Origin of the sequence: Bacillus sp. NPDC060175, from assembly GCF_042728695.1 — a bacterium.
In the GTDB taxonomy this organism is placed as follows: Bacteria; Bacillota; Bacilli; order Bacillales; family Bacillaceae_G; genus Bacillus_A.
Genome location: NZ_JBHWYR010000096.1, coordinates 1 through 14,464, shown reverse-complemented (window position 1 = coordinate 14,464; position 14,464 = coordinate 1). Strand labels below are relative to the sequence as shown.

The 14,464-nt window shown below is 35.3% G+C and carries 13 protein-coding genes and 1 pseudogene; 13 read left to right on the top strand and 1 reads right to left on the bottom strand.

The window, feature by feature from the left end; genetic code table 11:
* The first annotated feature begins 403 nt into the window (after positions 1–403).
* The 3 genes from gntK to gnd are packed head-to-tail and all read left to right on the top strand — an operon-like array spanning position 404 to position 4,221.
* Positions 404–1,942, top strand: coding sequence for a gluconokinase (gntK, locus tag ACFWDE_RS27185; RefSeq protein WP_377895967.1), 1,539 nt, complete (start codon positions 404–406; stop codon positions 1,940–1,942).
* 14 nt (positions 1,943–1,956) lie between these two features.
* Positions 1,957–3,306 (top strand): GntP family permease, encoded by a 1,350-nt coding sequence (locus ACFWDE_RS27180; RefSeq protein WP_377895966.1) that lies wholly within the window; start codon positions 1,957–1,959, stop codon positions 3,304–3,306.
* A gap of 18 nt (positions 3,307–3,324) precedes the next feature.
* Positions 3,325–4,221: a phosphogluconate dehydrogenase (NAD(+)-dependent, decarboxylating) gene (gene gnd / locus ACFWDE_RS27175; protein WP_377895965.1), complete on the top strand. Its 897-nt coding sequence runs from the start codon at positions 3,325–3,327 to the stop codon at positions 4,219–4,221.
* A 72-nt stretch (positions 4,222–4,293) separates the two neighbouring features.
* Here the strand turns inward: gnd and ACFWDE_RS27170 are convergent, their stop codons facing one another.
* Positions 4,294–4,431 carry a DUF2711 family protein gene (locus ACFWDE_RS27170; RefSeq protein ID WP_377895964.1) on the bottom strand — a complete coding sequence of 46 codons (138 nt, stop codon included), beginning with the start codon at positions 4,429–4,431 and terminating at the stop codon, positions 4,294–4,296.
* Positions 4,432–4,553: 122 nt separating this feature from the next.
* Between ACFWDE_RS27170 and ACFWDE_RS27165 the strand changes: the two genes are divergently transcribed.
* From ACFWDE_RS27165 to ACFWDE_RS27120, 10 genes and pseudogenes are all read left to right on the top strand, one after another.
* On the top strand, positions 4,554–5,774 hold the full coding sequence (locus ACFWDE_RS27165) for a tetratricopeptide repeat-containing glycosyltransferase (RefSeq protein WP_377895963.1): 1,221 nt from the start codon (positions 4,554–4,556) through the stop codon (positions 5,772–5,774).
* Positions 5,775–5,808: 34 nt separating this feature from the next.
* The gene (locus tag ACFWDE_RS27160) at positions 5,809–6,963 is read left to right on the top strand and encodes a CgeB family protein (protein WP_377895962.1); all 1,155 of its coding nucleotides are present in this window, start codon (positions 5,809–5,811) and stop codon (positions 6,961–6,963) included.
* Between the two features lie 144 nt (positions 6,964–7,107).
* On the top strand, positions 7,108–7,644 hold the full coding sequence (locus ACFWDE_RS27155; protein ID WP_002148208.1) for an NADPH-dependent FMN reductase: 537 nt from the start codon (positions 7,108–7,110) through the stop codon (positions 7,642–7,644).
* Between the two features lies 1 nt (position 7,645).
* Entirely contained in the window at positions 7,646–8,875 is a 1,230-nt protein-coding gene (locus tag ACFWDE_RS27150; protein WP_377895961.1) for an MFS transporter, read from the top strand.
* 63 nt (positions 8,876–8,938) lie between these two features.
* Positions 8,939–9,496 (top strand): YdcF family protein, encoded by a 558-nt coding sequence (locus ACFWDE_RS27145; protein WP_002148207.1) that lies wholly within the window; start codon positions 8,939–8,941, stop codon positions 9,494–9,496.
* Between the two features lie 102 nt (positions 9,497–9,598).
* Positions 9,599–10,546 carry an ABC transporter ATP-binding protein gene (locus ACFWDE_RS27140; RefSeq protein ID WP_377895960.1) on the top strand — a complete coding sequence of 316 codons (948 nt, stop codon included), beginning with the start codon at positions 9,599–9,601 and terminating at the stop codon, positions 10,544–10,546.
* A 3-nt stretch (positions 10,547–10,549) separates the two neighbouring features.
* The gene (locus ACFWDE_RS27135; protein WP_377895959.1) at positions 10,550–12,061 is read left to right on the top strand and encodes an ABC transporter permease/substrate-binding protein; all 1,512 of its coding nucleotides are present in this window, start codon (positions 10,550–10,552) and stop codon (positions 12,059–12,061) included.
* 213 nt (positions 12,062–12,274) lie between these two features.
* The gene (locus ACFWDE_RS27130) at positions 12,275–13,702 is read left to right on the top strand and encodes a basic amino acid/polyamine antiporter (RefSeq protein WP_377895958.1); all 1,428 of its coding nucleotides are present in this window, start codon (positions 12,275–12,277) and stop codon (positions 13,700–13,702) included.
* 76 nt (positions 13,703–13,778) lie between these two features.
* A complete protein-coding gene (locus tag ACFWDE_RS27125) occupies positions 13,779–14,039 on the top strand; it encodes a hypothetical protein (protein WP_002085825.1) in 261 nt (86 codons plus the stop codon).
* A gap of 107 nt (positions 14,040–14,146) precedes the next feature.
* A pseudogene (locus ACFWDE_RS27120) lies at positions 14,147–14,464 on the top strand (hypothetical protein); the annotation flags it as partial.

The window sequence follows — 14,464 nt, the reverse complement described above, 5'->3', positions numbered from 1 at the left end:
TGCAAATCTTTAAACTCCCTACATGTAGCCTTTAGAAAAAAGAAATAATCTCGCCTAAAATTGACTTTGCATAAGCTTAGCTTGATAGTGATGTGATGTGACCCCTAATAATGAATATTGCTTTTCAACTCCTTTTTCATGCAAATGAGTAGAAAATATGGAAGGACTATGTATGTGTTGTTAATGAGAGGAAAAGAGTGTGTTGCGAAACGAATATAATGCAACTTTACCGCACGGAAAAGCTAATTTTAGTATGTAAATGAAATGGAATGAAGAGGTTTATTTTTTTGTCATGAAAAAAATTTTCTTTCTGAAACTTGATTTAAGAAAAAATATTTTATATACTAATTCATGTAAACGGTTTACTAGATCGTATTTTGCTAGAAACGAAGGGAAGATTCGCATGGAAACAAGGGGGAGAGTAATCGGGATTGACATCGGTACCACAAGTACGAAGACGGTTGTGTTCACAGAAAAAGGAAAAGTCGTTGCGTCACATGCAATTGATTATCCAATTATTCAACCGAACGTCGGATGGGCTGAGCAAGATCCTGATGTAATATGTGCCGCTGTATACAAAACTGTAAGCGTTGCCATTGAAAAGGGTAATGTGTTACCAGAGGATATTATTTCAATCGGTATTAGTACAGCGATGCATGCATTAATTGCAGTAGATGAAAACGGTGCGCCGTTAACGCGCTCTATTATTTGGGCAGATAATAGAAGCACAAAGCAATCAGAAAAACTATTACAACAAATGAATGGTCATGACATTTATAGAAGAACTGGTACACCTATTCATCCTATGTCACCACTTTCTAAATTACTGTGGATGAAGGAAGAAGAAACGGAGTTATTCAGAACTGCTTATAAATTTATTTCCATTAAAGAGTATGTCATTTATCAATTATTCTCACGCTATGTAGTTGATCATTCAATCGCATCAGCTACTGGGTTATTTAATTTAGAAACATTAAACTGGGATGAAGATGTTTTAACTATGTTAAATATGTCACCAGAACAATTATCAACACCTGTACCAACTACATATATTTTATCGGGAATGAAGCCGGAATTAGCACAAAAGATGGGGATTCATGAAGATACTCCAGTTGTTATTGGTGCGAGTGACGGTGTTCTTGCAAATGTAGGTGTTGGTGCAATATCACCTGGCTCAGCTGCAATTACGATCGGGACAAGTGGTGCGGTTCGAACAATTTCATCGAGTGTTAATACAGATGAAAAAGGAAGAACTTTTTGTTACGCATTAACAGATGAACACTGGGTTATCGGTGGGCCAACGAATAACGGTGGAATATTACTTAGGTGGTTACGTGATGAATTTGGTAGCCCGGAACAAGAGGTAGCGAGGAAGCTTGGGATTGATCCTTATGATTTATTAATTAAGTATGCGGAAAGTGTACCAGCTGGTGCAGATGGATTACTATTTTTGCCGTTTCTATCTGGAGAACGTGCACCCTACTGGAATGCAAATGCTCGAGGTACATTCTTCGGGATAAACCTTCAGCATAAACGAGAACATTTTATACGTGCAGTTATGGAAGGTGTCTGTATGAGTGTATATTCAGTTGCACTTGCAATCCGTGATTGTACAGGGCCACTTACTGAAATACGTGTTTCAGGAGGATTTGCGAAGTCTGCATTTTGGAGACAAATGCTCTCCGATATGATGGGAAAAGAATTGCTTGTTCCTGAAAGTCATGAAGCATCTGCGCTTGGGGCAGCGGCACTTGCTTTATATGCGGTAGGAAAAATTGATTCTCTTGACGAGGTGAAGGATTGGATTGATATTGTCCATCACCATGTACCAAATAAAGAAAATACGGCTATTTATTTAGAAATGTTTTATATGTATGAACGACTTTACAATCGCTTGAAAGAAGAATTTGATTGTATAGCTGCTTTCCAACGTAAACAATAGGGGGATTGGGAGAAATGGTAGTTGGAATCGTACTAGCGGCAGTTGTCATACTACTTCTACTTATTACAGTAGTGAAATGGCATCCATTTGTCGCATTAATTTTAACAGCAATCGGAGTTGGGCTAGCAATGGGAATGCCCTTAATTGGAACTTCACCACAACATCCGGGGATTATCGATTCTATTAAATTAGGTCTTGGTAATACGTTAGGGTTTTTAGCGATTGTTTTAGCTTTAGGAACAATGCTTGGAAAAATGATGGCTGAGTCTGGCGGTGCTGAACGAATTGCTAACACATTAATTGGACGTTTTGGGAAAAAACGTGTTCACTGGGCAATGATGTTCGTTGCATTTATAGTAGGGATTCCGGTATTTTTCCAAGTTGGATTTGTACTATTAATTCCGTTAGTATTTACAATTGCGTTAGAAACAGGGGTATCACTTATTACAATCGGTATTCCGCTAGTAGCAGGTCTTTCGGTTGTACACGGACTTGTTCCACCGCACCCAGCAGCTATGGCAGCGGTAGGTATATTTAAAGCAGATGTAGGGAAGACAATTTTATATGCAATAATTGTCGGACTTCCAACTGCAATAATTGCAGGTCCGCTTTACGGGAAATGGATCGGTGCTCGTATACATAAAGAAGTACCATTAGATATAGCGGAGCAATTTATTGAAAGAGATAAGAAGAAGGAACTTCCTAGCTTCGGAAATACATTGTTTACTATTTTACTTCCAGTATTTCTTATGCTAGGTGCATCGATAGCGGAAGTAGCATTAAATAAAACAAGCCAACTTGCACAAGTATTGCACTTTATTGGAGATCCAATAGTCGCATTATTAATTGCAACGATATATTCTTTCTTTAGTCTTGGCTATGCAAAAGGGTTTTCTAAAGACAAAGTCTTACAAGTTACAAATGATTGTTTAGGCCCAATTGCAAACATACTGTTAGTTATCGGTGCAGGTGGTGCCTTTAATAAAGTGTTATTAGATTCTGGAATTGGAACTACAATTGCGGAGATGGCGAAAGAATCACATATTTCACCAATATTATTAGGGTGGGGAATTGCTGCACTTATCCGAGTTGCAACTGGATCAGCTACTGTTTCTATGATGACAGCAGCTGGAATTGTAGCACCGATTGCAGCAAGTACACCTGGGGTAAATGTTGAACTACTAGCACTTGCAACAGGAGCAGGGTCATTAATATTATCACATGTGAACGATTCTGGATTTTGGATGATTAAAGAGTATTTCGGAATGACTGTGAAAGAAACATTATTAACATGGACTGCAATGGAGACAATACTATCTGTTGTAGCACTTGGACTAATTTTGTTATTAAATATATTTGTATAGAATGGGAGATTGATTAATATGAAACTAGGTTTAATTGGATTAGGAAAAATGGGATTCCCATTAGCTGAACACTTACATGAAGACAAGCATGAAGTAGTTGTATACGATGTAAATAATGAGCTTGTTGAAAAGGCAGGAAAACTAGGGATTACTGCACGTCATACATTAAAAGAAATGATCGCTGAACTAGAAGCACCTCGAACAATTTGGGTAATGGTACCTGCAGGAGAAGTTGTTGAGTCAGTATTAAAAGATGTATATCCATTATTAGAGGAAGGCGATATCGTTATTGAAGGTGGAAATTCATTCTATAAGGATACGTTGCGTCGTGCTGAAGAAGCGAAAAGCTTTGGCTTACATTACGTAGATATCGGTACATCAGGCGGTGTAGAAGGAGCTAGATACGGTGCGTGCTTAATGGTTGGTGGAGAAAAAGAAATCTATGATCAATTAGAACCTTTATTTAAAGACTTAGCAGTAGAAAACGGTTATTCTTATGCAGGGCGCGTTGGAAGTGGTCATTTCTTAAAAATGGTTCATAACGGTATTGAATATGGAATGATGCAAGCAATCGCTGAAGGATTTGAAGTGTTAGATAAAAGTGATTTTGATTTCAATTATGAAGATGTTGCAAAAGTATGGGCGAACGGATCAGTTATCCGCGGCTGGTTAATGGACTTAACTGAAAAAGCATTTGTAGAAGATCCAAAACTGGATGGCATTAAAGGTGTAATGAACTCTTCCGGGGAAGGAAAATGGACTGTTGAAACTGCGCTTGAACTACAAGCAGCGGCACCTGTTATCGCAATGTCATTATTTATGCGCTACCGTTCTCAAGAAGATGATACATTCCATGGAAAAGTAGTTTCAGCACTACGTAATCAGTTCGGTGGACATGAAGTTGTAAAGAAATAAGTAATGTTTTTGAAAAGAAACTTGTGCATAAGCGCAAGTTTCTTTTTTTATATAGTGTAAGAAACTCCTATTTTAAAAATACCAATCAACCATCGTTTTTTTATTACAAATGACAGCTTCAACGCTCATTGATTGAACAATGTATTCTATATGTTCATTTTGTACTGATTGTATCAAATATAAAGCGAAGCATGAAGGATGTCTCCACATAAAAATAAGAATAAATAAAATGAAGTTTTCATAAATAGTAAGAGGGTGCTTATGTCATCAGTGTAGCTATGAAATGGTGTTACATATGAGAAGAGCGTGTTAATAAAATATGAGGTGGTTAAATGGGAAATGAGCAGGTGAAGAATGTAAAGGAAGAAAAAAAGTTATGTCTTTGTATGATTGTAAAAAACGAATCTAGAATTATGGAAAGGTGTTTAAATGCAACAAAATCAATTGTAGACTTTGTTTCTATTTGTGATACCGGATCGACAGATAATACACCAGAGATTATTGGGAAATGGTGTGAAGAAAATGAAATACCGGGAACAGTTCATCATGAGCCATTTAAAAACTTTGGTTATAACAGAAGTTTAGCTGTGTCATTAGCGCAAAAAACATATCCAGAAGCAGATTATTTATTAATACTTGATGCGGACATGATTTTAGAAGTTGAGCCAGATTTTGATAAAAGTAGTTTAACTGAAGATCATTACCTTACATTGCAATATGATATTCATATTAAATATTGGCTTACACGCCTTTTAAAAGCTTCTTTACCATGGAAATCAGTCGGTGTTACTCATGAGTATTGGGATATTGATCGTTCCCAAGTTGGAGCGAATTACAATACGAGAGTAGCTAGGTTAGAGACTCTTGTCGTGAATGATCCTGGGGATGGTGGAAGTAAAGGTGATAAATTTGAACGAGATGAGAGGTTGTTGTTACAGGGGCTAAACGATCCAGAAACAACGCCCGATTTGCATATAAGATATTTATTTTATTTAGCCCAAACTTATTTTCATTTAAGTCAATTTGAAGATTCGATTAAATGGTATAAAAAACGAGTGGAAGCAGGGGGATGGGTTGAAGAGGTATTCTATTCGTTATTACGAATAGGATTTTGTTATGAACAGTTAGCAAATCGTTCAGCCAATAAACAACATGAAGTAACCGATGTGAATGAAAAAGAACAAGTTATGAAACAAGAAGAGCAATATGTAGCTTTAGCGGTTTATTATTTTCAAAAAGCGTGGGAATATAGACCAACTCGGGCTGAACCATTATATCAACTTGCAAGAATGTATCGACTAAAATCTCAAAATAATATTGCTTTGATGTATGCCCTGCAAGGGAAAGAAGTTCCTTTCCCAAAAGATGATCTTCTATTTGTAGATTATCATGTGTATGATTACTTATTTGACTATGAAATTTCTATAAGTGCTTTCTATATACCTCACAAAAAACATTTAGGTGCAAGGTCACAAAAGTATTTGGAATCGAAAAAAGAAGAGATACCGTTGCATATAGCAAATATAGTAGAAAATAATGCGAAATTTTATTAAATACATTTTCGGTTAAAGGAGTAGTGGAGGAATCATGGAATTAATACGATGGGCGATTGAACTAGGGGAATCGGTGCATGGAAATACGTATGAAGAATTGATGCCACTACTAGACTATTATTATGATCGTGATCATTTAAAAGCGTATTGTATCGCAAATCTTCTTTTAGATATGGATGTATCGGATGAGCATCGGGAAAGAATCGAATTAAGAAGATGCATTGCTGCCTATTATGCTGGATTATATAAAGTAGCAAAAAAACATGCAAATGAGTTGTTACTTAAACACCCGGATGTGGATTTATATAAAAATAATTTAAGGTTAATGGAAGCTTATTTGAATAAAGAATATGATTATTGTCTTTTTATATGCCCGAAGACGTACGGTAGTTTCATAGATGTTGCACGAGCTTTGAAATGGCGATTGGAGCAGGAAGGAAATACAGTAATTATATCAGAAACAATACTAGAAAATGTGAAAAATACAATAGTTTTTGGAGCACATACATATGCATATAACCCGAATCTTCTTCCGAAAGATGCAATTATTTATAATTTAGAACAGCTATACGAAGGAAGTCCATATGCGCACCCGCTTTATTTAATATTATTAAAAGATAGAGTGATTTGGGATTATAGTAAACAAAATATAGAATGGTTAAAACAAAAAGGGGTAGGAAAAGAGATTAAGCATGTAGGAATGAACTACGCCCCAACTTTAGAAATAAAGAAAGATGCATTTGAGGATGAAGTTTCGGAAGATATTGATATCCTGTTTATAGGTGCACTCAATCCGAGACGGCAAGCCATTTTCGATCAATTAAAAGTAGTTGCCCCAAATTTAAATATTGTTTTTAAAAATAATGCGTGGGGAATTACTAGAAATGAATTAATTGCAAGGTCTAAAATTATATTAAATATTCATTTTTATTTATCAGGAATTCTTGAAACGCCTCGAGTTTCTCATGCAGTTGCAAACAAGAAATTTATTATTTCGGAAAATAGCAATCCAGAGGACGAAATAGAGTGGCCAGGAATTGTATTTACACCATACGAAAAAATTATAGAAAACGTAATGAAATATATAGAATTACCAGAAGAACGGACAAAATTAGCTAAAAAAGCGTATAACCATTTTGAGGCTAAAGAAAGCATGCTTACACTTAAACATAAAGGTGAAAAAAACTGATTTTGTTAAACTCATACGAAAGTATGAGTTCTTTTTTATTTCTCATACTATTTTATGAAAGCTTTTACCTCTTTTTACTGTGTTTTGTATAGAAATTTCTGATAATATAAAGGTAGAATTTGAAAACAAAGGGGAGAAATAATTATGAAACTAGTCGTTATTAACGGTACACCAAGAAAATTCGGTAGAACTCGAGTGGTGGCAAAATATATTGCAAATCAATTTGAAGGGGAGTTATACGATTTAGCAGTAGCGGAATTGCCTTTATATAATGGGGAAGAATCACAACGTGAATTAGAAGCGGTAAAAAAATTAAAAGCTTTAGTGAAAGCAGCGGACGGTGTAGTACTATGTACACCAGAATATCATAATGCGATGAGTGGAGCGATGAAAAATTCGTTAGATTACTTAAGTAGCAGTGAATTCATCCATAAACCTGTCGCTTTGTTAGCTGTTGCTGGAGGAGGCAAAGGGGGAATAAATGCATTAAATAGTATGCGCACTGTCGCTAGAGGCGTTTACGCAAATGCAATCCCAAAACAAGTAGTACTTGATGGATTACATGTGCAAGATGGTGAACTTGGAGAAGATGCAAAACCATTAATTCATGATTTAGTTAAAGAGCTAAAAGCATATATGAGTGTATATAAAGAGGTGAAAAAACAATTAGGGGTTGAGTGATATGTCCTCTCTTTATCATGATTCTCGTTTGTATTACATTCTAGGGGCCAATAGTTTATCTGCTATTGGTTCCGGGATTGTAATGATAACGATTCCGTGGTTGCTAATCAAGGAAAGTGGGGGAGAGACAACCTTTGGGTATGTTTCTATCGTTGCAACCCTCATTATGTTTTTATTAACGCCGTTTATCGGGCAAAGCATTGATCGTTTTTCAAGAAAATCTTTATTGTTATGTAACGAAGGTATTGGGATAGCGATTATAGGAATGATGGCTATATGGGGATTTACTGGGGAATCATACAATTCTATTCATTACATTATTATTTATATAGCAGGTTCTTTCTATTATCTATTATTCTATCCTACAATTTTTGCATTTAACCAAGAAATCTTTCAAGCAGACCATTATAAAAGTTTAAGTGGCACGATGGAAATACAAGGACAGTTAACACAAGTTATTTCAGGAGCGGCAGCAAGTTTCTTAATTGAAATTGTATCTTTGAAATGGATTTTATTAGTAGATATGTTAACCTTTGCAGGAGCATTTTTTCTTTTCTTATGTATACCGTATGTAAAGAAAAAAGAAGTAAAAGGGAAAGTAACATTTAAGAAGCAATTGTTCGAAGGAATTTACTTTATGAAAAAGCGCCCTAAGTTCTTTTGGTTTTTACTTGCCACTTATATGCCGTTTATCGGTGTTATGATGGCAAATTATTTAATACCAGTTTATATTTCAGATATCCTCAAAGCTAGTGCCTCTGTATACGCGATAGAAGGTATGATGTATGGTGTTGGGGCTGTTATTGCGGGAATCAGTATTCCAATTTTGATGAAATATGTCAAAACAGAAGTTTCAATCGTTATGACGATGTTCATTTATATAATTTCAATTACCTTAATGATCATTGAACCTTCCATAATGTTGTTATATGGACTTGCGATTTTTCATGCGATTGGAAATGCTGGTACAAGAGTGGCGAGAAATGTATTGATGATGGAGGAAATTCCAAATGAAGTAATGGGACGTGTAGACAGCTTATTTCGATTAATTGGTACAGGAATTCGTATTATATTGTTAATGTTATTTACGGTGGGTGTGTCTAAAGTAGGAGTAATGATACCGTTTTATTTGCTAAGTTTCATATTGATCCTTTCATTAGGAATTGCTGTTTACTATGTAATCTCCAAACGTAAAGTGGAAGCGAATGTTTCTAATAAATCAATTGTTTAAAAAATACTTCTGCCTCCTTTTCTTTTTCTATATAATAAAAAGAAAGGGAGTGTTAACTTTTTTATGAACAAATGGATATTGCTTATAATCTTATTACTACCTCCGCTATACATCATTTATATGACGTTTCGAATGAATAAAGTTGCTCGTGAAAAATTGAGTAATCACTCTCCATACGTTCTTATATTAGGTGCAAAGTTATTTGGAGATAGACCGTCTTTATCTCTTCAAAACCGTTTGGATGTGGCGTTGGAATATTTATACTCTCACTCTGAGGTGAAAGTAATTGTTTCAGGTGGTCAAGGGGAAGATGAAGATATACCGGAAGCTCATAGTATGAGAAACTATTTAATGGTACACGGTATAGATGAGAGTCGTATTTTAATTGAAGACCGCTCTACAAATACGTATGAAAATTTAAAGTTTAGTATGGATTTATATGATGTAAAGCATGCGGTAGTTGTAAGTAATACGTATCATTTATATCGAACGAAAATAATTGCAAAGCGTTTAGGAATAAAGATGGAAGCTTTGGCTGCTGAAGCACCGAGTCGTTCCAAGAAAAAAGCGTATGTACGTGAATATGTTGCTATTATGAAGACAATATTATTCGATCGCTAGAGCTCAAATAAGGGCTCTTTTTTTATATAATAAAGCGTATCATTTGAAATGAAGTCCGTATTCCATCAAAATAAAGGAAACAGCAATAAAGGAGTTGTGTTTGTGATTCAGTTTAATTATGTGTCAAAAGCGTATGAAGATGGCACAAAAGCAGTGGATTCATTACATTTAGAAATTAAAAAAGGAGAATTCTTTGTTCTCATTGGTCCGAGTGGTTGCGGGAAAACAACGACAATGAAAATGATTAATCGTTTAATTGAAACGACGGAAGGATCAATTTTGATCGATGGAAAAGATATTCAAGATTATAATATAAACGAACTGCGTTGGAATATAGGGTACGTGTTGCAGCAGATTGCGCTGTTTCCACATATGACAATTGCTGAAAATATTGCAGTTGTCCCTGAAATGAGAAAGTGGAGTAAGAATAAAATAAAAGCGCGTGTTGATGAACTGCTACATATGGTTGGCTTAGAACCAGATGTATATCGTGATCGCATGCCCGATGAATTGTCGGGAGGGCAGAAGCAGCGTGTAGGTGTAGTGAGGGCGTTAGCTGCTAATCCGAAAATTGTTCTTATGGATGAACCATTTAGTGCTTTAGATCCATTAAGCAGGGAACAGCTCCAGAAGGACATTGTACAATTGCAAAAAAAAATCCAAAAAACGATAGTGTTTGTAACGCATGATATGCAAGAGGCATTATCACTTGGTGATCGCATTTGTGTAATGAAAGAAGGAAAAGTAGTTCAATTAGATACACCTGAGGGCATTATACATAATCCGAAAAATGAGTTTGTAGAGGAGTTCATTGGAAATCGTGGACGACCTTGGTATGAAGGGAAGATTGTAGAAGATGTATTGCCGCTAGACGATAGCATACGAGTAGAAGGGAATGTTTTATCTTTAAATTCTCCTTTACAAGAAGCCCTAGTCCGCGTACAAGCTGAAGGTTCTGTACCGGTTGAAGAAAATGGTCAATATGTTGGAGCGTTAACAAGTCGTCATATAGTAAATTACATTGTTGAACAAATGAAGGAGAGAGGCTAAACAGTGACTGATTTTATTCAAACGTTTCAAGAACGAAAAGTAGAATTGCTGAGTGCGTTAAGTGAGCATTTACAAATATCGCTTATTTCATTATTTTTTGCCGTGATTATTGCGGTTCCTCTTGGCATTCTATTAACGAGAAAAGAACGGATGGCTGAATTTATAATAGGGACTTCTGCTGTAATGCAGACTGTGCCATCACTTGCATTACTTGGACTTTTAATTCCATTAGTAGGAATCGGAAAACTTCCAGCCATTATCGCATTAGTTGTGTATGCGCTATTACCTATTTTGCGAAATACGTATACAGGAATACGGGAATTAGATGAATCACTTATAGAAGCGGCGAGAGCTATGGGAATGAATAGCTGGAGAAGATTATGGAAGGTAGAGCTTCCTCTTGCATTGCCAATTATTATGGCTGGTATTCGGACAGCAATGGTATTAATTGTTGGAACGGCTACATTAGCTGCTTTAATAGGCGCTGGTGGACTCGGTAAGCTCATACTACTCGGTATCGATCGGAATGATCATGCGCTTATCATTTTAGGGGCCATACCAGCTGCGTTACTCGCTTTATTCTTTGATATAGTACTTCGCATGCTTGAGAGGCCAAAACGCTCATATAAGCGCGTTATATTAACGATATGTATAGTTGTAGTAATGATCGCTTCGCCATTTCTTTGGAATACACAAAAGAAAGACATAGTTATTGCTGGCAAACTTGGATCTGAACCAGAAATTTTAATTCAAATGTACAAGCAACTTATTGAACAGGATACAGATTTACAAGTAGAATTAAAGCCAGGCCTTGGGAAAACAGCATTTGTATTTGAAGCGTTAAAATCAGGTGAAGTAGATATATACCCAGAATTTTCAGGAACAGCTTTATCTACTTTCGTGAAAGAAGAACCGAAAAGTACAAATCGTGATGAAGTATATGAGCAAGCTCGTATGGGAATGGAAAAGAAATATAATATGGTTATGTTAAAGCCAATGGAGTATAACAATACATACGCACTAGCTATGCCAAAAAAAATAGCAGATCAAAATAATATAAATACAATTTCTGATTTAGGAAATATTTCACAGGAAGCTAAGGTAGGATTTACATTAGAATTTGCTGATCGTGAAGATGGTTATAAAGGTATGCAAAAATTATATAACTATAAGTTTTTAAATGTTAAAACGATGGAACCGAAACTACGTTATAGTGCAATTCAATCGGGGGATGTTAACGTAATCGATGCATATTCAACAGATAGTGAATTAGAGCAATATGGACTTAAAGTACTAAAAGATGATAAAGGGTTATTCCCGCCTTATCAAGGAGCACCATTATTAAGAAAAGAGACGTTACAGAAATATCCTGAACTTGAAAAAGTACTGAATAAATTATCTGGAAAGATTACAGATGAAGAAATGCGAAAAATGAATTATGAAGTAAATGTGAATGGTAAAAGTAGTGAAGAAGTAGCGAAACTATTTTTACAAAAAGAGAATTTACTTCGTTAATTTTACAAGAAATATACAAATTTATATGTTTGAAATGACCGCTCATTACAAAATGAGCGTTTTTTTTGTGCATACTTATACATTTTTTCAAAAAAGTATTCCATTTTTCTTCATTTTCTTTTAGAATAAGTAATGTTTTCCTGAAAAAATATAAGAGAAACGTCTATTAGAGAAAAAGGTGACTTTAATAGTTGAACGAACATAACACCTAGAATGACAGATGGGGTGGTACAAATAGAAAAGAAATTAGGGTTTTTTCCGTTAATCGCATTAGTAGTTGGAACGATGGTTGGTGGCGGTGTTTTTAGTTTACCGCATGATTTAGCAGTAGGAGCAAATAGTGGTGCAACGATAATTGGTTGGTGTATTACAGCAATGGGAATGATTCCACTTGCGCTCGTATATCAAACGTTAGCAAGACAAAAACCGGAGCTTGAGGGCGGGATTTATAGTTATGCACGAGCTGGATTCGGTGAGTATATTGGTTTTAACAGTGCGTGGGGATACTGGCTGGCAGGGATTTTAGGAAATGTCGCAACAATTATGTTACTGTTTAGTACATTAGGTTATTTCTTCCCGATTTTTAAAGGAGGAAATAATGCTGCGTCTATCATTGGTGCCTCTCTTTTATTATGGTCACTTCATTTTCTTATATTATTTGGAATTCGTGAAGCTTCCATTATGAATGTTATCGCAACAATTGGGAAATTAGTTCCAATCGTATTATTTATTGTCGTGATGGTAACAGCGTTTCGCTGGGATACATTTACACATGACTTTTGGGGCGAAGGAACTATCTCAGTTTCCTCTGTACTAGGTCAAGTGAAAAATACCATGCTCGTAACCCTTTGGGTGTTCATTGGGGTTGAGGGAGCAGTTGTATTATCAGGAAGAGCTAAAAATAGCAGAGACGTTGGAAAAGCGACAGTACTTGGACTTATTTTAGTAATGTCTATTTATATTTTAATTTCTGTTCTGTCAATGGGAGCCATGACAAGAAAAGAACTTTCAGTATTAGAGACTCCTTCTATGGGACATGTATTAGAACATGTTGTTGGGCCATGGGGTGCAATGGCAATTAATATTGGATTAGTTGCGTCACTTGTAGGTACATTAATTGGCTGGTTTTTACTTGTTTCTGAAATTTCTCACGTAGCAGGAAAAGACGGTGTGTTTCCGAAAGTCTTTACGAAAACAAATAAGAAGCAAACGCCGCATATGGCATTATGGATTTCAAATATCGTTGCCCAAACTATATTTATAATCGTTTTGTTTTCACAATCGACATATCAAATTATGTATTTCATTGCGTCAACATCAATTTTATTACCGTATTTATTATCAGCGCTATTTCAATTGAAATTAGTCATCACGAAAGAGCTGAAAGTTGCGAGAGTAAAAAATGGATTGTTAGCATTAATTGCTTCCCTATACTCTGTATGGTTAATTTATGCAGCTGGTTTAAAGAATTTATTACTTGTTTCGATTGTATATGGAATCGGGATTATCGTGTACATGTTTGCAAGAAAAGAAAAAGGGAATCGGTGTTTTGTAGGTATAGAGAGATATGTGATGTGGGCAATTGTTATTGCAGCTATCACATCACTTTATATGTTACTGACAGGAAATATAAAAATGTAAAAGTCCTTTTAATTTAAAGGGCTTTTTTCCTTGTCTAGAGAATATTTAATACATAAGATATTCAGGAGGGATGAAAATGGAAGAAAAAGAACAGTTGTCTAGAATTATGGATTTAGCTAGTGATTTAAGAAAAGTATTAGTGCAAGAATCTTTTTTTAATCATCATCCTGAACTTCGAGGTGTGATTGAAAATTTAGCGAGTTCTGTAGAGAATTTGGCGAGTTTGCAACAAAATAAAGATGAAAATGCCGAAGATCGATTACGGTACGTACTTGCTAAAATGAAAATCGCTCATAATGCCATTTTACAAGAAAAAAAAGCATTTCCTTCTCATTAATATACGTTTTAATTTTGAACCTGACGGATGACGTCAGGTTTTTTATTTCTAGTTTTAGATTGTAGTTCATACAATAAGAATAGTATGAAAAAAAGAAGGTGACTACGTTGAAATTACATAAAGCTCTTCATCCAAGTTTTATAAAGCGAATGTATTATATGAGGTTTATTGGGAGGTTTGCAAAAGCTGAGGGAGAGAAGAATGGGGAAAATTTCTTTGTACAATGTCTTTCTCCAATACCTTTAACTTTACAAGAGTTATTTCCGACTGGAAAATATTTGTTTGAAGGATTATGCAGTAATAAAAAGAATGAAAAAATCTTTACTGATTTAAAGAAGCGTAAATTAGAAAAGCAACTGGTTATGTTTCGTCTTTATTATGATCGTGGAAATTTATTTCTGGAATTAATATGCACAGAAGAGCCT

What these genes read in the sequence shown, in the direction of transcription:
- gntK (WP_377895967.1), top strand. Translation starts at nt 404, where the DNA reads ATGGAAACAAGGGGGAGAGTAATCGGGATTGACATCGGTACCACAAGT.
- ACFWDE_RS27180 (WP_377895966.1), top strand. Translation starts at nt 1,957, where the DNA reads ATGGTAGTTGGAATCGTACTAGCGGCAGTTGTCATACTACTTCTACTT.
- gnd (WP_377895965.1), top strand. Translation starts at nt 3,325, where the DNA reads ATGAAACTAGGTTTAATTGGATTAGGAAAAATGGGATTCCCATTAGCT.
- ACFWDE_RS27170 (WP_377895964.1), bottom strand. Translation starts at nt 4,431, where the DNA reads ATGTGGAGACATCCTTCATGCTTCGCTTTATATTTGATACAATCAGTA.
- ACFWDE_RS27165 (WP_377895963.1), top strand. Translation starts at nt 4,554, where the DNA reads ATGGGAAATGAGCAGGTGAAGAATGTAAAGGAAGAAAAAAAGTTATGT.
- ACFWDE_RS27160 (WP_377895962.1), top strand. Translation starts at nt 5,809, where the DNA reads ATGGAATTAATACGATGGGCGATTGAACTAGGGGAATCGGTGCATGGA.
- ACFWDE_RS27155 (WP_002148208.1), top strand. Translation starts at nt 7,108, where the DNA reads ATGAAACTAGTCGTTATTAACGGTACACCAAGAAAATTCGGTAGAACT.
- ACFWDE_RS27150 (WP_377895961.1), top strand. Translation starts at nt 7,646, where the DNA reads ATGTCCTCTCTTTATCATGATTCTCGTTTGTATTACATTCTAGGGGCC.
- ACFWDE_RS27145 (WP_002148207.1), top strand. Translation starts at nt 8,939, where the DNA reads ATGAACAAATGGATATTGCTTATAATCTTATTACTACCTCCGCTATAC.
- ACFWDE_RS27130 (WP_377895958.1), top strand. Translation starts at nt 12,275, where the DNA reads ATGACAGATGGGGTGGTACAAATAGAAAAGAAATTAGGGTTTTTTCCG.
- ACFWDE_RS27125 (WP_002085825.1), top strand. Translation starts at nt 13,779, where the DNA reads ATGGAAGAAAAAGAACAGTTGTCTAGAATTATGGATTTAGCTAGTGAT.